Here is a 20,176-nt window from a genome sequence, read left to right as displayed (position 1 = left end):
CCCACTGACAATCCCCCGGCCCCGATGTCACATCCGCGCCCCCGCCATCCGTCACAACCCGCGAGAGCGTCGACCGACGCGACAGGCGACGCGACAGGCGCGCGGCAAGGAGACCGGAAGAAAATGAACCAGACCCACCACCGCATCACCGTCATCGGCGGCGGCTTCGCCGGCCTCACCGCAGCCATCACGGCGGCAGAGTCCGGCGCCAGGGTGACCTTGTACGAGGCCCACCACACGCTCGGCGGCCGCGCCCGCACCGCCGAGGGACCGTACAAGACCAACGAGGGACCGCACGCCCTCTACAGCGGCGGCCCGCTCTGGACCTGGCTCCAGCAGCGCGACCTGCTGGGCGAGATCCTGTCCGTACCCCTCCTGGAAGGCACCCGGTTCCGCTTCCACCACCACGGCGCCGTCCGCAGGACCCCGCCCCTCGCGATGATGAAGCTGGCCCTGAAGTCCGCCGCCAAGGCGCCGGTGGACGCCGACTTCCTCACCTGGGCCACAGGCCAGGTCGGCGAAGAGGGCGCACGCGCCGCCGCGAACTACATCGGCGTCGCGCTCTTCCACCACGCCCCGGGCACCCTCTCCGCGCGCTTCGTCCAGGAGCGGCTGCGCCGCGCCCTCAGGCTTCCGCCTGAGGCCCACTACCCGCGCGGAGGCTGGGCCTCGGTCGTCGACCGTATGGCCGCGCTCGCCTGGAATCTGGGCGTACGGATCGAAACGACGGAACGCGTCACCGAACTCCCCGCGAACCCGGACGGCGGTGGCGGCCCGGTCATCGTCGCGACGTCCCTGGAGGCCGCCCGCAGGCTCCTCGGCGACGAAACCCTGACCTGGGAGAGCGGCCGTACAGCGCTCCTCGACCTGGCCGTCAGAACGCGGAAGGGCGACCCGTTCGTCATCTCCGACCTGGACACCCCGGGCTGGATCGAGCGGTACACCGCCCAGGATCCGTCCCTCGCCCCGGCCGGCGAACAGCTCATCCAGAGCCAGATTCCCGTCGCCCCCGGTGAGTCCAAGGCGGACGGCATCGCACGCGCGGAGCGCCTGCTCGACCTCGGCTTCCCTGGCTGGCGCGAGCGCACCACGTGGCGGCGCGAGGCCCTGGCAGCGGGCCGTACGGGCGCGCTGGACCGGCCGGGCACCACCTGGCGGGACCGCCCGGCCATCGACCGCGGCAACGGCGTGTACGTCGCGGGCGACCGGGTCGCGGCGCCCGGCCTGCTGGCGGAGGTGTCCTTCAACAGCGGCCTGGAGGCGGCCACGCTCGCCCTGCGAACCAGTCGCCTGAACGGGCTTGACCTCAACCGCGCTTGAGGCCCGAGGCTGGCGCTGTAGCCACCGGACCAAGCCCGTCGGCAACCGAGTCGAGCCCAGCCCAGACCCTCAGGAGCCCGCCATGCACGCCATCCGCCTCCACGCCTTCGGCCCCGCCGAGAACCTCACCTACGAGAAGACCGACGACCCCGTGCCCGGCCCCGGCCAGGTACGGATCGCCGTCGCCGCGTCCGGCGTGCACCTGCTCGACACCGCCCTGCGGGAGGGCATGACCGGCCCGTACCCCGTCCCCGTCGACCTCCCGACCATCCCCGGCCGCGAGGTCGCCGGCACGGTCGAGTCGCTCGGCGAGGGCACCGACCCGTCGTGGCTCGGCAAGCGCGTGGTCGTCCACCTGGGCATGAACCCCGGCGGCTACGCCGAGCTGGCCGTCACCGATGCCGAGCGCCTCCAGGAAATCCCGGAGAACCTCGACGAGGGCCAGGCCGTGGCCATGATCGGTACGGGCCGTACGACCATGGGGATCCTCCAGTTCGCCGACCTCTCCGCCGAGACCGTTGCGATCGTCCCCGCAGCGGCAGGCGGCATCGGCACCCTCCTCGTCCAGTACATGAAGAACCTCGGCGGCACCGTCATCGGCCTGGCCGGCGGCCCCGCCAAGGTCGCCCGCGTACGGGAGAACGGCGCAGACCTCGCCGTCGACTACACGCTCCCCGACTGGCCGGAGCAGGTACGCGCATACCTCGGCGACCGCCGGGCCACCGTCGTCTTCGACTCGGTCGGCGGGGACACCGGCCGGGCCACTGTCGACCTCCTCGGCAGGGGCGGCCGGCACATCGTCTTCGGCTGGTCCAGTGGCGGCCTGCACGACGGCGGCCCGCTCACCTTCACCGACGAGGAGCTCGCCGAGCGCGGCATCACCTCCGAGGGCGTGCTCGGCCCGGCGATGCTGGGCAAGGCCGGCGGCGACAACCCCGTACGGACCCTGGAGGACCGCTCCCTTGCGGAGGCGGCGGCGGGCCGTCTGGTCCCGGCGGTCCAGCGCTTCCCCCTGTCGGAGGCGGCCGCCGCGCACCGGGCGCTGGAGACGCGCGGCACGATGGGCAAGGTCGTCCTCGTACCGTAGGCCGCCCACCAGGCCCCCTCACGCCCACCGGTACTCGTACCCCGGCAGCACCCGCCCGGCCAGCAGCGCGGCCCCGAGTACGAGCGCCACCCCGGGCACCAGCGGGTCCAGCACGTACCCAACTCCCGGGTCGGTCAGCCCGATCGCGGCCGCCGCCGGTACCGCCGGCACGTGGGGTGCCTTCAGGAGCGCCATCGCCGTGATCGACAGCGCCGCGGCGACCGCCGCCGTGTACGTCGAGGGCCCGGCGACGGCGGTGACCACCAGCGCCGTCGCCACGGCCACCGGGTACGCCGTGAGGACCGCCCGGGGCCTGGCGAGCGGCGCGTGCGGCGCCGTCGCGAGCACCGCCGCGGTGGCTATGAACGGGATGGCGAAGACATGCAGCCCGGCCAGGCTCTGGGTCGCGGCGAGCAGCAGCACCGCCCCCAGCGCCACGCCCCCCACGATCAGCGACGCAACGACTTCATTCCTCCCGGCGTTCCTCCCGGCACCCCCACCCACCGCATCCCTCACAGCGCACGCCGCAGGAAGTCACGTACGAGAGCGGCGATTTCCGCGCCGTGCGTCTCCAGTGCGAAGTGCCCCGCGTCCAGCAGGTGGATCTCGGCGTCGGGCAGGTCCCGGGCGAACGCCTCCGCGCCCGCCGCCCCGAAGATCTCGTCGTTGCGGCCCCACGCGACGAGCGTCGGCGGCCGATGCGTACGGAAGTACTCCTGGAATGCCGGGTAGCTGTCGAGGTTGAACCGGTAGTCCCAGAACAGCTGCAGCTGCACTTCCTTGTTCCCCGGCCGGTCGAGCCCGGCCTGGTCCAGCGTCCATGTCTCCGGCCCGATCCGGTCGAGCCGGTCCGCCGGCACCCCGTGCTCGTACTGCCACCTGGTCGCCCCGGCGGTCAGCAGCTCACGCACGGCGGGCTCGTGCGTCGCACGGTCCTCGGCGTGGGCGAACAGCACGTCCCAGAAGGGTGTGAAGCCTTCCCTGTACGCGTTCCCGCTCTGGCTGATCAGCGCGGTGACCCGCTCGGGCTGCCGCGACGCGATGCGCAGCCCGATGGGCGCCCCGTAGTCCTGGATGTACAGCGCGAACCGTTCGGCCCCGATCCGGTCGAGCAGCGCCAGCGTGACCTCGGTCAACTTCTCGAAGCTGTACGGGAATTCAGCGACGGACGGCATGGCAGAGCGCCCGAATCCGACGTGATCGGGCGCGATCAGATGGAACTCGTCGCTCAGCTCGGCGATCAGCCCGCGGTACATGTGCGAGCTGGACGGAAAGCCGTGGAGCAGCACCAGCGTGGGCCGGGACGGGTCTCCGGCCTCGCGGTAGAAGACCTCAAGGCCGTCGATGACCTCGACCTTGTGGCGCGTACCGAAAACAGGCATAGCCCCTCCCCCTATCAACGGAGAACGATCGTTCTCCCCATGCCGTGTAGAGTACGAGAACGATGGTTCTCCATGCAAGGGGTGATCAGAAAATGGACGCGACGACCGCCGAGACACGACTCCTGGACACGGCCGCGGCCCTCTTCAACGAGCGCGGCGTGCAAGCCGTCGGCATGGACACCATCCGCACCGCGTCCGGCGTCTCCCTCAAGCGCCTCTACCAGCTCTTCCCGTCCAAGGAAGACCTGGTAGAGGCGGTGCTACGACGCCGCAGCCGGGACCTGCTCGACGAAATCCCCCGCTACGCCGACGCCCGCGGCGAGACCCCCCAGGAACGCATCCTGGCGGTCTTCGACTACCTCCACGAGTGGTTCGGCTCGCCCGCGTTCAGAGGCTGCAACTTCATCAATTCCTTCGGCGAACTGGGCGGAGTCTCCGAAGGCGTGGCCGAGGTCGCCCGTACGCACAAGAAGGCCTTCGCGGCGCACTTCGCCGAACTGGCTGCCGCCGCAGGCGCACCCCCGGCCCTCGCCCCCCAGCTCGCCGTCCTCGCCAACGGCGCGATGGCGTCCGCCGGCATCTCGGGCTCCCGGGAACCGGCCCGCCACGCCCAGGAGGCGGCCCGCGTACTCCTCGCCCACTACACGCCCGACTGCGCCCCGAGCTCCGCCAGCGCCTGATCCGTCAGCCGGTAGACCGTCCACTCGTCCTGCGGCTTCGCGCCCAGCGCACGGTAGAAGTCGATCGACGGCGCATTCCAATCGAGCACGGACCACTCCAGCCGCTCGTATCCCCGCTCGACACAGATCCGCGCCAGTTCCCTCAGCAGCGCCTTGCCGTGCCCGCCACCGCGCAACTGTGGCCGCACATAAAGGTCTTCGAGGTATATACCGTGCACTCCGCGCCACGTGGAGAAGTTGAGGAACCACAGCGAGAATCCCACCACCTCGCCCTCCTCGGTCTCGGCAATGTGCGCGTACGCCGCCGGCCGCTCCCCGAAGAGCGCCTCGCGCAGCTGCTCCTCGGTGGCCTTGGCCTCGTGCAGCGCCTTTTCGTAGTCGGCCAGTTCCCGGACCATTTCGTGGATGACAGGGACGTCGGAAGGAATCGCATTTCGAATCATGCGGGCACGCTACGTCAGCGCCCGAGCAGCAACCCGGCAAGTTCCAGCTGTTGGACCGCCAGCCCCCCTTCTCTCTCCAGCCCTACGAATTCCGTATCTGGACAGGGTCACAACCATGGGTGTACGAACAACCCCCATGAGCACGATCAACGGCGGCATCTCCTTCTGGTACGCGCAGGACGGCATACCCGCCCCCCGTGAACCCCTGTCCGGTGACGCGACAGCCGACGTCTGCATCGTCGGCGGCGGCTACACCGGCCTCTGGACGGCGTACTACCTCAAGAAGGCCGTCCCCTTCCTCAACATCACAGTCCTGGAAGCCAAGTTCTGCGGTTACGGCGCCTCCGGACGCAACGGCGGCTGGCTCTACAACGGCATCGCGGGCCGCGACCGCTACGCCAAACTCCACGGCCACGACGCCGCCGTACGCCTCCAGCAGGCCATGAACGACACGGTCACCGAGGTGATCAGCACCGCCGCCGCCGAAAACATCGAAGCCGACATCCACCAGGGCGGCGTACTCGAAGTCGCCTACACCCCGGCCCAACTGACCCGCCTCAAGCACTTCCACGCCGCCGAAATCGCCTTCGGCGAGAAGGAACGCACCCTCCACGGAGCCCGCGAAACCGCCGACCGCATCCGCGTCACCGGCGCCGTCGGCTCCACCTGGACCCCGCACGGAGCCCGCCTGCACCCGGTCAAGCTCCTCAAGGGCCTGGCCGCAGCGGTCGAGTCCCTGGGCGTAACCATCCACGAATCCACCCCGGTCACGGAGATCCAGCCGAAGCACGCCGTCACCCCCTACGGCACGGTCCGCGCCCCGTACATCCTGCGCTGCACCGAGGGCTTCACCGCCTCCATCAAGAACCAGCGCCGCGCCTGGCTCCCGATGAACTCCTCCATGATCGTCACCGCTCCCCTCCCCGCCTCCGCCTGGGAAACCATCGGCTGGGACGGCCGCGAGACCCTCGGCGACATGGCCCACGCCTACATGTACGCCCAGCGCACAGCAGACGACCGCATCGCACTGGGCGGCCGAGGCATCCCCTACCGCTACGCCTCCCGTACGGACAACGACGGCCGCACCCATCCCGACACCATCGAGGCTCTCCGCGACATCCTCACCCGCTTCTTCCCCTCCCTCGCGGGCACCGAGATCACCCACGCCTGGTCCGGCGTCCTGGGCGTCCCCCGCGACTGGTGCTCCACGGTGACCCTGGACCGCTCCACCGGCCTCGGCTGGGCAGGCGGCTATGTGGGCTCCGGCGTAGCCACCACCAACCTCGCCGCCCGCACCCTGCGCGACCTGATCCTCCAGGACTCCGGCCAGGGCGGCGCAACCGACCTCACCACCCTCCCCTGGGTCAACCACAAGGTCCGCAAGTGGGAGCCCGAGCCCTTCCGCTGGCTGGGCGTCCAGGGCATGTACGCCGCCTACCGCACGGCAGACCGCCGCGAGCTCACAGGCCACAGCGCAGAAACAGACCCCCTGGCGAAGTACGCAAACCGCCTCTCCGGCCGCCACTGAACGCAGGCACTGAACGCAGGCACTGAACGCAGGCACTGAACGCAGAGAGGCCCCGGTCACACAACGGTGACCGGGGCCCCTCCGTGCCCTTCCAGGGCCCCCTGTCGGATTCGAACCGACGACCTACGCATTACAAGTGCGTTGCTCTGGCCAGCTGAGCTAAGGAGGCGCGTCAGAGCAGTCTAACCGGATCACCCACGCACCCCGCTCGAAAATTTCAGCGCCTTCCCGCTACTGACAGGACAGACATCGCCAGGTAGCGTCACGGCAGGTCCACACCTGTGGACCAGACCACTCCCTTACTCGGATCGTCCGGCACGTTCCTGCCGGTGAAGGAGCAGATTCACCATGGCCACGGTTTCATTCGACAAGGCGACCCGGGTCTACCCGGGATCCACCAAGCCCGCCGTCGACCAGCTCGACCTTCACGTCGAGGACGGCGAATTCCTCGTCCTCGTCGGTCCCTCCGGCTGCGGCAAGTCGACCTCCCTGCGCATGCTCGCGGGTCTTGAGGACGTCAACGGCGGTGCCATCCGTATCGGCGAGCGTGACGTCACTCACCTGCCGCCGAAGGACCGGGACATCGCCATGGTGTTCCAGAACTACGCGCTCTACCCGCACATGAGCGTCGCCGACAACATGGGCTTCGCGCTCAAGATCGCCGGCATCAACAAGAGCGAGATCCGCAAGAAGGTCGAAGAGGCCGCGAAGATCCTCGACCTCACCGAGTATCTGGACCGCAAGCCGAAGGCGCTGTCCGGCGGTCAGCGTCAGCGTGTAGCGATGGGCCGCGCCATCGTGCGCGAGCCGCAGGTGTTCCTCATGGACGAGCCGCTGTCGAACCTAGACGCCAAGCTCCGTGTCTCGACGCGTACGCAGATCGCCTCGCTCCAGCGCCGTCTCGGCATCACGACGGTGTACGTCACCCACGACCAGGTCGAGGCCATGACGATGGGCGACCGGGTCGCCGTGCTGAAGGACGGTCTGCTCCAGCAGGTCGACTCCCCGCGCAACATGTACGACCGCCCCGCGAACCTCTTCGTCGCCGGCTTCATCGGCTCCCCCGCCATGAACCTGGTCGAGGTCCCGATCACCGACGGCGGCGTGAAGTTCGGCAACAGCGTCATCCCGGTCAGCCGCGAGGCCCTGAGCGCCGCCGCCGACAAGGGCGACACCACCGTCACGGTCGGCGTCCGCCCCGAGCACTTCGACATCGTCGAGCAGAACGGCACCGCCGCGAAGGCCCTGTCCAAGGAGAGCGCGGACGCCCCGGCCGGCATGGCCGTCACCGTCAACGTCGTCGAGGAGCTCGGCGCCGACGGTTACGTCTACGGCAGCGCGCGGGTCGGCGGCGAGGACAAGGACCTGGTGGTCCGCGTCAACGGCCGCTCCGTACCGGACAAGGGCGCCGAGCTGCACGTCGTTCCGCGCCCGGGCGAGACCCACGTCTTCTCCACCTCGACGGGCGAGCGCCTCAGCGACTGACAACGTCGCACGCGCCACATGCGCCACCCGCAGACGGCCCCGCACCCCTGGTGCGGGGCCGTCTGCGTGCGCTCTCGCGTGTCGACAAATACCCCGGCACACCGGCCATTTCGGACTCCCGCGTCAACGCGTAATTCGAAAAGAGGCTTCGAACCATCCCCCGCGAGAGTGACTAAATGTCGCCATATCATTACGGCCCGCTACGCTCACTCGCGTGACGCACACAGCCCGCCGAATCGGCCGAACTCTCGCTCTCGTCCTGCCCGTCGTCCTGGTCCTCTCCGGGACCCTCGCGGTCACCCGCGTCCCGTGGTCCACAAGCGGACCCGAGTCGCAGATCCTTACCGCTTCCTCCGAGAAGGTAAACGTACGCGCCAAGCCCCGCGCTCCGCAGGACATCCTGCGCGAGAAGCTTCTCCTCGAACTCCAGGAGAAGGACCCGGGCGTGGCGCTCACGCACCTCCAGCGCGAGGTCGAGCGCCGTCCTTCGCTGGCCCGGCACTGCATGTCGCTCGCCCGCGCCCTCGGCCGCGCCGCGGTCGTCCACTACGGCCCCACGCGTGCCCAGTCGTACTCGCGGCCCGTCTGTGACACCTCGTACGCCTCGGGCGTGGCGCAGCAGGCCGGCTGAGCGACGCTGAAACCGGCCCACCGGGGCCGGGCATCGGCGCCCGCACGACGCGCCGCATATCGTGCCCCGTATGACTTCGTCCATGACTACGTCTCCGACGCAGGCTGTGGTCCTGGCCGGCGGCCAGGGCTCGCGGCTGCGCCCGTACACCGACGACCGCCCCAAGCCGATGGTCGAGATCCCGGGAACCGGGACCCCGATCATCGGCCATCAGCTTGCCTGGCTGGCTGACGAGGGCGTGACCGACGCGGTGATTTCCTGCGGCCATCTCGCCGGCGTCCTTCAGGAGTGGCTGGAATCGGCCGACCTCCCCCTGCGCGTCACCACCGTGGTGGAGAGCGAGCCGCTGGGGCGCGGCGGCGGCCTCAAGTACGCCGCCGCTCATCTTCCCGACCCGGGCAGCCCCTGGTACGCGACGAACGGCGACATCTGGACGCGTTTCTCGCTGCGCGACATGGCCGCCTTCCACGCCGAGCGCGACGCCGTCGCGACCCTGGCCCTGGCCCGCCCGCGCATCCCGTGGGGTGCGGTGGAGACGGACACCTTCGGCCACATCACCGACTTCATCGAGTCGCCGCCCTCGCCGTATCTCATCAACGCGGGCGTGTATGTCTTCTCAGCGGCCTTCAGAGCGCTTCTCCCGGACCTCGGGGACCACGAACGCACCACCTTCCCCCGGCTGGCGCGAGAGCGCCGCCTGGCGGGCTTCCCGCTGCCGCACGGCGCGTACTGGCGGGCCATCGACACCGCGAAGGACCTGAGCGAGGCCGCCAAGGAACTCGCCGCCGCGCGCGGTTGAGCCTGCTCCCCCGTTTAGGTACGAGAGAAGGGCCCGGCGCACGGGATGTGCGCCGGGCCCTTCTCTCGTACCTCGCGGGTCCTAGCCGAGCAGGCCGCCGATCACCCGGCCGCTGCCGCCGTCGCTGCCTCCGCCGCCATTGCTGCCGCCTCCGGTGCTGCCGTCCGTGCCGCCAGTGGTGCCGCCGCCCGTAGTGCCGCCCGTAGTGCCGCCGCTTCCGGCCCCGCCGGTCGACGTCGGGCCCGCGCTGGTGGTGGGCGCCTGCGGCGGCGGTGCGGGCTGCTGCGGGGGCGCCTGGCCGGCCGTGCTGCCCTGCGTCGGGCTGGGCAGCTGCGCGTCGCTGCCGACCGTGGCGCTCTCGCGGACGGCGCCGGGCGTCGTCGCCGGGGCCGACGGCCGTGCGGAGCTGCTGACGGACGGCGACGGGTTCTGGCCGGTCGGGCCCTGCGAGGCGCGGCCGGTGCCGCCGGTCTGGCGGGGCAGGGGGGCGCCGGGGAGGTGGTTGGTGGGGTCGTCGTTCGGGCCGGGCACGGTCACCAGGTCCGAGGAACGTACCGCCCCGCCCAGCATCGAGCCGATGAGCAGCGTCAGCCCGACCACGAGGGAGGCGACGACGGTGCCGCGCCGCAGTACGCGCCGCCGCAGCTCCCACAGCTCGGAGCGCGGCCCGAGCTTGCGCCAGGCCTCGCCCGCGAGGCGTCCGTCGATCGAGTAGACGGGGGCGCCCGCGATGATCAGCGGGGACCAGGCGGCGAGGTAGATGATGTCGGGAGCGTCGTACGCCGGAAGGGTCTTCCAGCTCACCGTCATGATCAGCGCGGCCGACAGCAGCGTGCCGAAGCAGGCGGCGACCCGCTGCCAGAGCCCGAGGACCGTGAGCACGCCGACGACGACCTGGAGGAACGCGACGGTCAGGCCCGCGCCCACCGGGTGGGTCAGCGCGAAGTCGCGCAGCGGCTCGGCGAGGGCCCAGGGATGCAGCGACGTAAGCCACTTGACCATCGAGCCGCGCTCGCCGCCGTCGAAGTACACGGGGTCGCAGAGCTTGCCCATGCCGGCGTAGACGGAGATGAAGCCGAGGAACACGCGGAGCGGCAGCAGCACCACACCGAGGTTCATCCGCCGCCCGGGGTAGTAGGCGTGCCGGACGGTGTCCGCGCCGTGCCGCTGGCCGCGCTCGTCCACGGCGTCGTCGTCGTCGAGTTCGTCGAAGTCGTCAAACTCGGCGAACTCAGCGTCCCCGTAGGCGCCTTCGCCGTCCGGTTCGGGGTGGTCGTACGCGCCGACCGCCTGCCGCACCCTGGGCACCATCGGCGTCATCGACGGCTCGGAGCTGCGGGGGCCGACGACGGTCGGGATCGCCGCGGTGTCCTCGCCCGTGTCGATCCGGGGGATGACCTGGGTGGCGCCCGCGTCGTAGCGGCCGTCGGCGGTGGAGTCGCGTACGGCCTGGAGCAGCCCGGTCGCGCCGGGGTCTCCCGGTTCGGATCTGCCGCTCCACACGACGGGCGCACGACGGCGCCCGGCGCCCGCCGCACTGCTCATGGCCGGGATACGCGCGGTGTCCCCCATCCCACTGCCCGCGCCACCCGTGCCCCCGTACGGCGGGGTGGGGCGCCGACTCTTGGTCGGGGCGAGCTGCACGCGGAAGCTGGCATGGTTGACGATGACCTGCGCCGGATCGCAGGGCACCTTGACCATGCTCAGGGCGGGCTGATCGTCGAACCCGGGTGTTCTGGTGTCCACACTCATCTAACCGAGTGACGTGTGGTTAGGACACTGCTTTGACACCCCGGATCTGTCCGAGACCCGTCAAGCCTCCCTTACCGGACATACCGCCCAGCCCAGAGCATTGCGCCGCGTCACCTCTGCCTGCCGCCTCGGGGCGAGCCAGGACGCGCGACGCCCGGCGACTGCGTCACCCCCGGCGGCGTGCCACCTCGTACAGCACAATGCCCGCCGCGACGCCCGCGTTGAGCGATTCCGCACCGCCCGGCATCGAGATGCGTACCCGGTAGTCGCAGGTCTCGCCGACGAGGCGGCCCAGGCCCTTGCCCTCGCTGCCGATCACGATGACGACCGGGCCGGCCAGCGCTTCCAGGTCCTCGACCGTGTGCTCGCCGTCCGCCGCGAGGCCGACGACCGTGATGCCGGCCTTCTGGTAGCCCTCAAGGGCGCGGGTCAGGTTCGTGACGCGGGAGACCGGCGTACGGGCGGCAGTGCCCGCGGAGGACTTCCACGCGCCCGCCGTCATGCCCGCCGCACGGCGCTCCGGCACGACCACGCCGTGGCCGCCGAAGGCGGAGACGGAGCGGACGATGGCGCCGAGGTTGCGCGGGTCGGTCACGCCGTCGAGGGCGACGATCAGCGGGTCCTCGTGCTTGTCGTACGCGGCGGCCGTCAGGTCCTCGGGGTGCGCGTACTCGTACGGCGGGACCTGGAGGACGAGGCCCTGGTGGTTCAGGCCGTTCGTCATCCGGTCGAGCTCCGGACGCGGGGCCTCCATCAGGTTGATGTTGCCGCGCTCGCCCGCGAGCTGGAGCGCCTCGCGCACCCGCTCGTCGTTGTCGATGTACTGCTGGACGTACAGCGTGGTCGCCGGGACGCCGTCGCGCAGCGCCTCGAAGACGGGGTTGCGGCCGACGACCATCTCGGACGTGCCCTTGACACCGCCGCGCCGGGGCGCGGGGCGGCGGGCCGCGGCCTGCTTGGCCTTGGCCGTGGCGATGCGGTTCTTCTTGTGCTTCGTACGGGCCTCCGCGGGCGGCGTCGGGCCCTTGCCCTCCAGGCCGCGGCGTCGCTGGCCACCGCTGCCGACCTGCATGCCCTTCTTGTTGGACGTGCGGCGGTTCCTGCGCTGGCTGTTCCCGGCCATGACCTACCTGTTTCGTTGCTTTCAGACGTGCGTACGTATTTAAGAGTGTGCCGCTTCTCGAAGGTGTGCGGCGAACGGCGCCGGTCAGCGCGGGCCGAGCGTCCACCGCGGGCCCGACGGACTGTCCTCGATGACGAGGCCGGACTGCTGGAGCTGGTCGCGGATCGCGTCCGCCGCGCCCCAGTCCTTGCGGTCGCGGGCCGACTGGCGCTGGTCGAGTACGAGCCGTACGAGCGTGTCGACGACTCCGTGGAGGTCCTCGCCGCGGTCGGCGCCGCCGCCCGACCAGTGGTCGTCGAGCGGGTCGAGGCCCAGGACGCCGAGCATGGCCCGTACCTCGGCCAGCCGGGCGACGGCCTCTTCCTTGTCGTCGGCGGCCAGCGCGGAGTTGCCCTGCCGCACCGTGGTGTGGATGATCGCGAGCGCCTGCGGGACGCCCAGGTCGTCGTCCATCGCCTCGGCGAAGGCGAGCGGCACCTCGGCGGCGGGCTCGACAACGCCCCCCGCCTTCTCGACGACGCGCTGGATGAAGCCCTCGATGCGCGCGAAGGCGGACTCCGCCTCGCGCAGGGCCTCCTCGCTGTACTCGATCATCGAGCGGTAGTGCGGGGTGCCGAGGTAGTAGCGGAGCACGATCGGCCGCCACTGCTTGACCATCTCGCTGACGAGCACCGAGTTCCCGAGGGACTTCGACATCTTCTCGCCGCTCATGGTGACCCAGGCGTTGTGCACCCAGTACGAGGCGAAGTCGTCGCCGTAGGCCTTGGCCTGGGCGATCTCGTTCTCGTGGTGCGGGAAGATCAGGTCGAGCCCGCCGCCGTGGATGTCGAAGGCGCTGCCCAGGTACTTGTGCGCCATGGCCGAGCACTCCAGGTGCCAGCCGGGGCGCCCGCGTCCCCACGGGGTCTCCCAGTCGGGCTCCCCGGGCTTGCTCGCCTTCCACATGGCGAAGTCGCGCGGGTCGCGCTTGCCGGTGATGCCGTCCTCGGAGGGCTGGCGCAGGTCGTCGATGTCCTGGTTGGACAGGGCCAGGTATTCGGGGAAGGACCGCACGTCGAAGTAGACGCTGCCGTCGGCCTCGTACGCGTGCCCGCGCTCGATGAGGCCGCGCATCATCTCGACCATCTCGGTGACGTGGCCGGTGGCGCGGGGCTCGTAGGTGGGCGGGAGGCAGCCGAGGGCGTCGTAGCCGTCGTTGAAGGCGCGCTCGTTCTCGTACCCGATGGACCACCAGGGGCGGTCCTGGACGGCCGACTTGTGGATGATCTTGTCGTCGATGTCGGTGACATTGCGGATGAACGTCACGTCGTAGCCGCGGTAGGAGAACCAGCGGCGCATGATGTCGAAGTTCAGCCCCGACCGGATGTGGCCGATGTGCGGGGCGGCCTGCACGGTAGCGCCACAGAGGTAGATCGAGACGCAGCCCGGCGTGAGCGGGGAGAAGTCGCGAGTCTGCCGGGCGCTGGTGTCGTACAGCCGAATAGTCACTACACCAGGGTAGTGGGCGCACGACAGTGCCCTGCGACCCTTTCTCATACCCGGGTGGCCCGGTGGGGGAAACTCAACCGGTACGGACCACCAGCGCCGTGGCGATGGCCGCGAGCCCTTCACCTCTGCCGGTGAATCCGAGACCGTCGGTGGTGGCGGCGGACAGTGAGACAGGGGCGCCGACGGCGGCCGAAAGCACCTTCTGCGCCTCGTCGCGGCGCTTGCCGATCTTCGGGCGCACGCCGACGACCTGGACGGCGACATTGCCGATCGCGAAACCCTCGGCCCGTACGATCCGGGCGGCTTCGGTCAGCAGTGTGACGCCGGACGCACCGGACCACTCGGGGCGGCCGGTGCCGAAGTGGGCGCCGAGGTCGCCGAGGCCGGCGGCGGAGAAGAGCGCGTTGCAGGCGGCGTGGGCGACGACGTCGGCGTCCGAGTGGCCGGCCAGGCCGGGGCCCTCGCCCTCCCAGAGCAGGCCGCCGCACCAGAGCTCGCGGCCCTCCTCGAAAGCGTGAATGTCGGTGCCGATGCCGACGAGGGGCAGCGGGGGGAGAGCCGGGATCTCGGCCCGGTGGTTCTCAGAAGCCATCGTTGGCCCTCCTGCGGGCGAGTACTGCCTCGGCCAGGACGAGGTCCAGGGGCCGGGTCACCTTGAATGCCTCTTCGTGGCCGGGTACGACCACGACCTGCACGCCGAGCTGTTCGACCATGCCCGCGCAGTCCGTCGCTCCTTCGCCGTTCGGCGCGATCGCCTGGTGCGCGCGGACGAGGGTGGCCCGGTCGAAGCCCTGCGGGGTCTGTACGGCGCGCAGCAGCGCCCGCTCGGGGGTGGCGACGACCGGCTCGGGCTCGCCCTTCTCCCGGGGCTCGACCTGCTTGACGGTGTCGGCGAGCGGCAGGGCCGGTACGACGGCGGGCGCTCCGTCCCGTACGGCTTCGATGACCGCGTCGACCGTGTCTACGGGCACGAGCGGGCGGGCCGCGTCGTGCACGAGGACGGTGGTGATGCCCGGGGGCAGTGCGTCGAGGCCGAGGCGCACCGACTCCTGGCGAGTGTCGCCGCCCGGTACGACGAGGAAGTCGGTCCGCTCGGGCAGGGCGTGTTCGTCGAGGAGGTTCTTGACCTCGACGGCGTCGTCCGGTGGGGCCACCACGACGACGAGGGAGACGGCCCTGGAGTTGGCCATGGCGCGTACCGCGTGGATCAGCATCGGGGTGCCGCTCAGCATGCGGAGCGCTTTGGGGGCGCCCGGGCCGAGCCGTACGCCGCGGCCGGCCGCCGGGATCACGGCGGCGGTGCGGGGAGAGGGAGTGGGGCGCGGTACGTCTGTCATCGGTAGCTCCGGGGCCGACTGGCTTCGGGGACGGGTTGGCTCCGCCAGGTTTGTGTCCGCGCCCGAGGTGGGTATGGCCACAGCGTGCCGGGCGCGACGCCTTGACCGGCCCCTTCCGTGACGACTGGTCGAGCCAGCTGCCCGGGCCCGGCACGCCAGAGCTTCATCAGGGGTACCTCGGGGTGAACGGAGAGATGCCGCAGTGCCCGGCGACAAAGGCTGGACGGCCTTGTCAGCGGGCACCACGGCATCAAATCACTGCGTGTCAGGGGAGCGCCCCCGGACCCGGAGTCAGGACGCGAGGACCTCGTCGAGCAGAGCCTCGGCCTTGTCTTCATTGGTGTTCTCCGCGAGTGCGAGCTCGCTCACCAGGATCTGGCGCGCTTTGGCGAGCATGCGCTTCTCACCTGCGGAGAGACCGCGCTCACGCTCACGACGCCACAGGTCGCGCACTACCTCGGCAACCTTGATGACATCGCCCGAGGCAAGCTTCTCGAGATTTGCCTTGTAGCGTCGGGACCAGTTCGTCGGCTCTTCGGCATACGGTGCGCGCAGCACCTCGAAGACCCGGTCGAGCCCTTCCTGACCGACTACATCGCGTACACCGACGAACTCCGCATTGTCCGCAGGCACACGAACAGTCAAGTCACCCTGGGCGACCTTGAGCACCAAGTAGGTCTTGTCCACGCCTTTGATCTGGCGAGTTTCGATAGCCTCGATCAGCGCGGCCCCGTGATGGGGATAGACCACGGTGTCGCCAACCTTGAACGTCATGTGACAGGTACCCCTTCCGTGGCTATCCAGAGTAACACGGATGAGGCTTCTTCTGAATGGCGTTTCCGCAGGTCAGGGCATATCTCGGGGCTTGACAACAGCAACAGGAACGTGCTGCGCAGGGCTTCCGGAAGCGGGTATTCGCAGGTCGGAGCGGCTGCGCGGGGCGAGAGAAACGCGTACGGTACACGCACCGCGAACCCCTCATGACGGACCGAACGTCCCGTTTTGCCGGGTTCGAAGCGGTGAACTTCGAGTACTCCGTTCGGAGATCGGTCACCCGTTCGGCCCGAATCCAGAATTGATCACGGGGCCGCCGTGATCAATTCTCCGTACCCCCATACATTCCTTACGGATAATCCGCACTCGGGTCGCTCTCGTGCCGTCCCCGCGATATGTGAACGGCGTACGAAACCGACCGCACGGGCGGACAGGACCACGGCAGGACTACGACAAGTCCATGGGCAGGACCTGTACGGACGGGCCGGGTGGGGCGGGTCGGGTGCAAGGGCCGGGCGACGGCTCGGTAACCTAAGCGCGCCGAAACACCCCTTGGGCGGCTCAACGCCGCTCGACCCCGTCAAGAGGAGATGCCGCCGCCGTGAGCCGCAGCCTTCGACGCGGTGCCCTCGCCGCCACCGCCATCGTGTTCTCGATCGCTTCGCTCGCCGCCTGCGGAGCGGGCAACGACGCACAGTCGCTGGGGGTCAAGCCGGACAACGCGGCGACCTCCGTGGACAACATCAAGATCCAGAACGCCGCGATCGTCACTCAGCCGAAGCTCGACGCCGAGGGGCCCGCGGTCGTCACCGCGAAGCTGTTCAACAACGGCACCAAGGCCGAGACCCTTGAGTCCATCAAGCTGCCGGGCACCGACGTACCCGTGAAGCTCAAGCCCGCCAAGGGCTCGGGCCCGGTGACCGTGCCCGCGGGCGGCTCGCTCCTCCTCGGCGGCGAGGGCAACGCCTCCGCCGTGATCGAGAAGGGCCGCGAGGCCGCCAGGGACGGCGACGCGCAGCCCGTGGTCTTCGAGCTCAGCTCCACGGGTTCGGTGGAACTGCGGGCCTTCGTGACCCCGGCGACGCACTACTTCAAGGGCTTCGGCCCGTCCGAGGCGCCGAAGCCGCCGGCCGCCACGCCGACCGGCTCGGCAACCGCGACGCCCTCGGGCACGCCGACCGGGACGCCGACGGAGCCGCCTGCCGGTGGCGAGGGCCACTCGGCGTCCTCGACGCCGACGGAGGGGTCCGCCGAGGAGCACGACGCGGGAACCGGGCACTGACGCCCGTACACATACGTAATGGGGGCGCCCCGCCGGATATCTCCGGCGGGGCGCCCCCATTACGTACAGGCCGTGCAAAGCCGCGTCCGGACTCCGTCCGGCTTTCAGGGTCGGAGTCGGTTTACGGCTCGAACTTGTAGCCCAGGCCTCGCACCGTCACCAGGTAGCGCGGAGCGCCCGGGTCGGGTTCGATCTTGGCGCGCAGGCGCTTCACGTGGACGTCCAGCGTCTTCGTGTCGCCCACGTAGTCCGCGCCCCAGACGCGGTCGATCAGCTGCATGCGGGTGAGGACTCTGCCCGCGTTGCGCAGGAGCATCTCCAGGAGGTCGAACTCCTTCAGCGGGAGGTCGACCTTGCCGCCGCCCACCGTGACCACGTGGCGGTCGACGTCCATCCGCACCGGGCCCGCCTCCAGGGCCGCCGGCGTGACCTCCTCCGGCTCGCCGCGGCGGCGCAGGACCGCGCGGATGCGGGCGACCAGCTCCCGCGAGGAGAAGGGCTTCGTGACGTAGTCGTCGGCTCCTATTTCCAGGCCCACGACCTTGTCGATCTCGCTGTCCTTGGCCGTCACCATGATGACCGGAACATTGGAATGGCTGCGCAGCTGGCGGCAGACCTCGGTGCCGGGCAGGCCCGGGAGCATGAGGTCGAGCAGGACGAGGTCGGCGCCGTTGCGCTCGAACTCGTCGAGCCCGTCGGGGCCCGTGGCCGCGATGGCGACCTCGAAACCCTCCTTGCGCAGCATGTAGGACAGGGCGTCGCTGAAGGATTCCTCATCCTCGACGACGAGCACTCGGGTCACGGAAGGACCTCCGGGGCAGGAATGGGTTCGCGTGCAGTGGTCTCGTGCGGGCCGCCGTCGTCCTCATCGACGCCGTCGTCCGGTGCGGCGGCCGTCGACCGGCCGCGCGGTGCGGCTGCCTCGGGCAGCCGCAGGGTGAACGTGGAGCCCTGTCCCTCGGAGCTCCACACTGTGACTTCCCCGCCGTGCGAGGCAGCCACATGCTTGACGATGGCGAGGCCGAGTCCCGTACCGCCGGTTGCCCGGGAGCGGGCGGGGTCGACGCGGTAGAAGCGCTCGAAAACGCGCTCGCGGTCCTTCTCGGAGATTCCGATGCCCTGGTCGGTCACGGCGATCTCGATCAGGTCGCCGCCGGGCGCGGAGACCCGGCGGGCGGCTATCCCGACCCGGGTGCGGGCCGGGCTGTAGTTGACGGCGTTCTCGACGAGATTGCCGAGTGCGGCGGCGAGCTGGCCGCGGTTGCCCCAGATGTGCAGGTCCGCGGTGCCGCCTGCGGCCATCGTGATGTTCTTGGTGGACGCGGCGTGGCGGGTGCGGTCGATCGCCTCGGCGACCAGTTCGTCCACGCGGACCGGCTCCGCGTCCTCCAGCGGGTCGTCGTTCTGGACCCGGGAGAGGTCGATGAGCTCCTGGACCAGGTTGGTGAGGCGGGTCGCCTCGATCTGCATGCGGCCCGCGAAACGGGTGACCGCCTCGGGGTCGTCGGAGGCGTCCATGACGGCCTCCGAGAGCAGCGAGAGCGCGCCGGTGGGGGTCTTGAGCTCGTGGCTGACGTTCGCGACGAAGTCGCGCCGTACCGCTTCTATGCGGCGGGCCTCGGTGAGGTCCTCCACCAGCAGCAGCACCAGGCGGGAGCCGAGCGGGGCGACGCGGGCGGAGACGGCCAGGGCGTCGCCCCGGCCTGTGCCGCGGCGTGGCAGGTCCAGCTCGACCTGTCGTATCTCACCGTCGCGGCGGGTGTCGCGGGCCATGTGGAGCATGGGGTCGACCGCCAGTTTTCCGCCCCTGACGAGCCCCAGGGCGTACGCCGCCGAGCTGGCCTTGACGACGCTGTCGCTCTCGTCCAGTACGACGGCGGAGGAGCGCAGCACGGACAGCACGGTGTCGACGCCCGGTGGCAGCACGGCGTTGACGTCGGGGCGCAGGGAGGACCGGGTGGGCCTGGCCTGCTCGCGCTCACTCCAGCGGAACGTCAGCACGGCGATCACGCCGGTGCACAGACCGGCGATCGCTGCTGCTGCGGCGACTGCCGCGTTCACGTCCATGCACCCAGGTTAAGCGGGGTCTCGGACAGTCCCCCAGCCAAACGGGTGGCCGCTCGAACACTCGTCGCTCAGAGTTCACCGAGGGGATGGGGCTGGTTCACTTGTGGTGCCGGAAACGGACGCGTAACGGACAGAACGTGGGAGCGTGGGGTTCAGAGGCCTCAGAAGGACGAGAGAGGGACTTTCATGCGCGACGCGTACCACGAGGAACTTGACTCGATCGGCGAAGGCCTGGTCGAGATGGCCCGGCTCGTCGGTTCGGCGATCGGGCGGGCCACCACATCCATGCTCGACGCCGACCTCAAGCTCGCCGAGAGCGTGATCGCCGGCGACCAGAAGGTCGACGATCTGCAGCACGACCTGGAGGCCCGAGCGATAGCACTGCTGGCCCGCCAGCAGCCGGTGGCGACGGATCTGCGGATCGTTGTCACGTCGCTGCGGATGAGCGCCGACCTGGAGCGCTCCGGCGACCTGGCCCAGCACGTGGCGAAGCTCGCCCGGCTGCGCTTCCCGGCCACGGCAGTGCCGAACGACCTGCACGCGACCATCCTGGAGATGGGCCAGCTCGCGCAGCGCCTGATGGCGAAGGCGGCGGAGGTCATCATCACGAAGGACGTCGACCTGGCGCTCCAGCTGGAGCAGGACGACGACGAGATGGACCTGCTGCACCGCACGCTGTTCCAGCACCTGATGGACGACCGCTGGAAGCACGGCATCGAGACGGCGGTCGACGTCACGCTGCTCGGCCGCTACTACGAGCGCTTCGCCGACCACGCGGTGTCGGTCGCGAAGCGGGTGGTGTACCTGGTGACGGGTGAGTACGCCGACGAGATCCAGGCGGCGGCCGCGGCACCGGCCGAAGGGGCCTGAGCCACACGGCCCGACGGACGGAGTCCGGCGCAGCGCCCCGAAGCCTGCGAGGCGCCCACGGCGCCGAACAGTGCGAGGGACGCATGAGGAAGGGGTCGCGGACGAGATCCAGGCGGCGGCCGCGGCAC

General features: G+C 70.3%; 20 protein-coding genes and 1 tRNA gene. 9 read left to right on the top strand and 12 right to left on the bottom strand.

The window, feature by feature from the left end; translation table 11 throughout:
* The first annotated feature begins 123 nt into the window (after positions 1 to 123).
* Together J7I98_RS34935 and J7I98_RS34930 are read left to right on the top strand one after the other, a co-directional pair.
* Positions 124 to 1,320, top strand: coding sequence for an FAD-dependent oxidoreductase (locus tag J7I98_RS34935; protein ID WP_214929073.1), 1,197 nt, complete (start codon positions 124 to 126; stop codon positions 1,318 to 1,320).
* A gap of 82 nt (positions 1,321 to 1,402) precedes the next feature.
* Positions 1,403 to 2,407, top strand: a complete 1,005-nt coding sequence (locus J7I98_RS34930) for a zinc-binding dehydrogenase (RefSeq protein ID WP_214929072.1) — start codon at positions 1,403 to 1,405, stop codon at positions 2,405 to 2,407.
* A gap of 18 nt (positions 2,408 to 2,425) precedes the next feature.
* Here J7I98_RS34930 and J7I98_RS34925 read toward each other — a convergent pair whose 3' ends face one another.
* Positions 2,426 to 2,845 carry an HPP family protein gene (locus J7I98_RS34925; protein ID WP_214929071.1) on the bottom strand — a complete coding sequence of 140 codons (420 nt, stop codon included), beginning with the start codon at positions 2,843 to 2,845 and terminating at the stop codon, positions 2,426 to 2,428.
* Between the two features lie 74 nt (positions 2,846 to 2,919).
* A complete protein-coding gene (locus tag J7I98_RS34920; protein WP_214929070.1) occupies positions 2,920 to 3,789 on the bottom strand; it encodes an alpha/beta fold hydrolase in 870 nt (289 codons plus the stop codon).
* 92 nt (positions 3,790 to 3,881) lie between these two features.
* Here J7I98_RS34920 and J7I98_RS34915 point away from each other — a divergent pair, with 92 nt between their 5' ends.
* A complete protein-coding gene (locus J7I98_RS34915) occupies positions 3,882 to 4,469 on the top strand; it encodes a TetR/AcrR family transcriptional regulator (RefSeq protein WP_214929069.1) in 588 nt (195 codons plus the stop codon).
* Here the strand turns inward: J7I98_RS34915 and J7I98_RS34910 are convergent.
* The gene (locus tag J7I98_RS34910) at positions 4,430 to 4,912 is read right to left on the bottom strand and encodes a GNAT family N-acetyltransferase (RefSeq protein ID WP_214929068.1); all 483 of its coding nucleotides are present in this window, start codon (positions 4,910 to 4,912) and stop codon (positions 4,430 to 4,432) included. The two genes, J7I98_RS34915 and J7I98_RS34910, sit on opposite strands and share 40 nt — an antisense overlap.
* A 136-nt stretch (positions 4,913 to 5,048) precedes the next feature.
* Here J7I98_RS34910 and J7I98_RS34905 point away from each other — a divergent pair, with 136 nt between their 5' ends.
* Positions 5,049 to 6,440 (top strand): FAD-binding oxidoreductase, encoded by a 1,392-nt coding sequence (locus J7I98_RS34905; protein WP_214929067.1) that lies wholly within the window; start codon positions 5,049 to 5,051, stop codon positions 6,438 to 6,440.
* Between the two features lie 95 nt (positions 6,441 to 6,535).
* On the opposite strand, the gene J7I98_RS34900 is transcribed toward J7I98_RS34905, so the two are convergent.
* Positions 6,536 to 6,609: transfer RNA gene (locus tag J7I98_RS34900), tRNA-Thr, on the bottom strand.
* A 179-nt stretch (positions 6,610 to 6,788) separates the two neighbouring features.
* Between J7I98_RS34900 and J7I98_RS34895 the strand changes: the two genes are divergently transcribed.
* The 3 genes from J7I98_RS34895 to J7I98_RS34885 all read left to right on the top strand — a co-directional run bounded on the left by J7I98_RS34895 (position 6,789) and on the right by J7I98_RS34885 (position 9,355).
* Positions 6,789 to 7,925: an ABC transporter ATP-binding protein gene (locus J7I98_RS34895; RefSeq protein ID WP_214929066.1), complete on the top strand. Its 1,137-nt coding sequence runs from the start codon at positions 6,789 to 6,791 to the stop codon at positions 7,923 to 7,925.
* A 214-nt stretch (positions 7,926 to 8,139) separates the two neighbouring features.
* Positions 8,140 to 8,556 carry a hypothetical protein gene (locus J7I98_RS34890; protein WP_214929065.1) on the top strand — a complete coding sequence of 139 codons (417 nt, stop codon included), beginning with the start codon at positions 8,140 to 8,142 and terminating at the stop codon, positions 8,554 to 8,556.
* 82 nt (positions 8,557 to 8,638) lie between these two features.
* Complete coding sequence (locus J7I98_RS34885; RefSeq protein ID WP_214929064.1) at positions 8,639 to 9,355, top strand: nucleotidyltransferase family protein; 717 nt, start codon at positions 8,639 to 8,641, stop codon at positions 9,353 to 9,355.
* 81 nt (positions 9,356 to 9,436) lie between these two features.
* Here J7I98_RS34885 and J7I98_RS34880 read toward each other — a convergent pair whose 3' ends face one another.
* The 6 genes from J7I98_RS34880 to J7I98_RS34855 all read right to left on the bottom strand — a co-directional run bounded on the left by J7I98_RS34880 (position 9,437) and on the right by J7I98_RS34855 (position 15,829).
* Positions 9,437 to 11,107 carry a DoxX family membrane protein gene (locus J7I98_RS34880; RefSeq protein ID WP_251021624.1) on the bottom strand — a complete coding sequence of 557 codons (1,671 nt, stop codon included), beginning with the start codon at positions 11,105 to 11,107 and terminating at the stop codon, positions 9,437 to 9,439.
* Positions 11,108 to 11,273: 166 nt separating this feature from the next.
* On the bottom strand, positions 11,274 to 12,230 hold the full coding sequence (rlmB, locus tag J7I98_RS34875; RefSeq protein WP_214929063.1) for a 23S rRNA (guanosine(2251)-2'-O)-methyltransferase RlmB: 957 nt from the start codon (positions 12,228 to 12,230) through the stop codon (positions 11,274 to 11,276).
* A gap of 84 nt (positions 12,231 to 12,314) precedes the next feature.
* The gene (gene cysS, locus J7I98_RS34870; protein ID WP_214929062.1) at positions 12,315 to 13,718 is read right to left on the bottom strand and encodes a cysteine--tRNA ligase; all 1,404 of its coding nucleotides are present in this window, start codon (positions 13,716 to 13,718) and stop codon (positions 12,315 to 12,317) included.
* Positions 13,719 to 13,791: 73 nt separating this feature from the next.
* The gene (gene ispF / locus J7I98_RS34865) at positions 13,792 to 14,310 is read right to left on the bottom strand and encodes a 2-C-methyl-D-erythritol 2,4-cyclodiphosphate synthase (RefSeq protein ID WP_214929061.1); all 519 of its coding nucleotides are present in this window, start codon (positions 14,308 to 14,310) and stop codon (positions 13,792 to 13,794) included.
* Complete coding sequence (gene ispD / locus J7I98_RS34860) at positions 14,300 to 15,055, bottom strand: 2-C-methyl-D-erythritol 4-phosphate cytidylyltransferase (protein ID WP_214929060.1); 756 nt, start codon at positions 15,053 to 15,055, stop codon at positions 14,300 to 14,302. The genes ispF and ispD overlap by 11 nt, the downstream gene beginning before the upstream one ends.
* 291 nt (positions 15,056 to 15,346) lie before the next feature.
* Positions 15,347 to 15,829: a CarD family transcriptional regulator gene (locus J7I98_RS34855; RefSeq protein ID WP_006380568.1), complete on the bottom strand. Its 483-nt coding sequence runs from the start codon at positions 15,827 to 15,829 to the stop codon at positions 15,347 to 15,349.
* A gap of 601 nt (positions 15,830 to 16,430) precedes the next feature.
* On the opposite strand from J7I98_RS34855, the gene J7I98_RS34850 reads away from it, so the two are divergent.
* Entirely contained in the window at positions 16,431 to 17,111 is a 681-nt protein-coding gene (locus J7I98_RS34850) for a DUF461 domain-containing protein (protein WP_214929059.1), read from the top strand.
* 121 nt (positions 17,112 to 17,232) lie between these two features.
* Here J7I98_RS34850 and J7I98_RS34845 read toward each other — a convergent pair whose 3' ends face one another.
* The gene (locus J7I98_RS34845) at positions 17,233 to 17,913 is read right to left on the bottom strand and encodes a response regulator transcription factor (RefSeq protein ID WP_028814608.1); all 681 of its coding nucleotides are present in this window, start codon (positions 17,911 to 17,913) and stop codon (positions 17,233 to 17,235) included.
* On the bottom strand, positions 17,910 to 19,178 hold the full coding sequence (locus J7I98_RS34840) for a cell wall metabolism sensor histidine kinase WalK (protein ID WP_214929058.1): 1,269 nt from the start codon (positions 19,176 to 19,178) through the stop codon (positions 17,910 to 17,912). The genes J7I98_RS34845 and J7I98_RS34840 overlap by 4 nt, the downstream gene beginning before the upstream one ends.
* Before the next feature lie 186 nt (positions 19,179 to 19,364).
* Between J7I98_RS34840 and phoU the strand changes: the two genes are divergently transcribed.
* The gene (phoU, locus tag J7I98_RS34835; RefSeq protein ID WP_214929057.1) at positions 19,365 to 20,048 is read left to right on the top strand and encodes a phosphate signaling complex protein PhoU; all 684 of its coding nucleotides are present in this window, start codon (positions 19,365 to 19,367) and stop codon (positions 20,046 to 20,048) included.
* Positions 20,049 to 20,176: the final 128 nt, after the last annotated feature.

The sequence above is a fragment of the Streptomyces sp. ISL-98 genome, from assembly GCF_018614055.1.
Taxonomy (GTDB): domain Bacteria; phylum Actinomycetota; class Actinomycetes; order Streptomycetales; family Streptomycetaceae; genus Streptomyces; species Streptomyces spiramyceticus.
Note: the sequence above shows the minus strand (reverse complement) of the source record. Positions and strands in the feature narration are given on the sequence as shown.